Genomic DNA, 934 nt, shown 5'->3' on the forward strand with positions numbered 1-934 from the left:
TTCTTCCCGAGCGCGACGCCCTCCTCCTGAGAGAGGGAGCGGCGGCGAGCCGTCCCCGTGATCGTCGAGACGGCCGGCGTGCGAGCGGTGTCTCGGCGGATGTCTCGCCCCGCGTCCCGGGCGCGAGGGCGGAGGTGCGCTGCGGTCAGCCGCCGACGGTGGAGCCGAAGCCGGACTTGCCGGAGGAGCCGAAGCCGCCCGAGAGGGTCGCCTTCGAGCCGACGGTCGAGCCCGCCGGCGCGCGCTGCACGACGTCGGGCTGGGTCGCTCCGCGGGCCGCGAAGCCACCGGACGCGACGGGCGCCCAGCTGGTCGCCCGCGTCGAGTTCCAGCGCGAGGACGCGAAGATCAGCGGGCCGAGCCAGAAGCCGCCGGCGTAGTGCCCGCGGTACTCGTCGGTGGCCTCGCACAGCTGCTCGGGGTCGTCGCCGACCTCCTCGCCCTGCGCCTGGAGCTGGGCGATCTGCTCCCGCACGTCGGCGAGGCAGTCCTCACGGCTCGCGTAGACGGGGCGCTCGGCGTTCTCGGGGATGACGTAGTCCTGGCCGTCGGCTCCCGTGGCGACGACGCCGTCGGTCGAGGGGCCGCCGTTCGCGAGGGCCACAGCGAGGCCGACCGCGCCGACCGCGACCGCACCGCCGATGAGCAGGCCGCGGCGGTTCTTCGCGATGCCGCTGATGCCGACGCTCCGGGAGCGGTGGGGAGCGGTGCGGGTGGAGCCGTCGCCGCGGCCGGTGCCGCCGCTCGAGCCGCCGCTCGGCGTGCCGGAGCCCGCCGCGGGCTCGCGGCTGCCCCAGTCGTTCCCGGAGCTCGGCGTCCCCGAATCGCCGGGGGTGCGGTCGTCGTCCGTCATCGGGTCTCCTCGTCCTGCGGGCGGGCCGCGCGGGTGTCCTGCGGCCGGTCGTGCTCGGGGGCGCCGTACTCGGGCGCGGGG

The 934-nt window shown here is 76.9% G+C and carries 1 protein-coding gene; it reads right to left on the minus strand.

From position 1 onward, the window contains the following. Positions 1-145: 145 nt before the first annotated feature. On the minus strand, positions 146-853 hold the full coding sequence (locus tag C5C74_RS16895) for a hypothetical protein (RefSeq protein WP_104222404.1): 708 nt from the start codon (positions 851-853) through the stop codon (positions 146-148). Between the last annotated feature and the right edge of the window lie 81 nt (positions 854-934).

Origin of the sequence: Rathayibacter sp. AY1E8, from assembly GCF_002931415.1 — a bacterium.
In the GTDB taxonomy this organism is placed as follows: domain Bacteria; phylum Actinomycetota; class Actinomycetes; order Actinomycetales; family Microbacteriaceae; genus Rathayibacter.

Bases quoted from the DNA above. Each gene is read 5' to 3' on its own strand.
- C5C74_RS16895 (WP_104222404.1), bottom strand. From the start codon at position 853: ATGACGGACGACGACCGCACCCCCGGCGATTCGGGGACGCCGAGCTCC.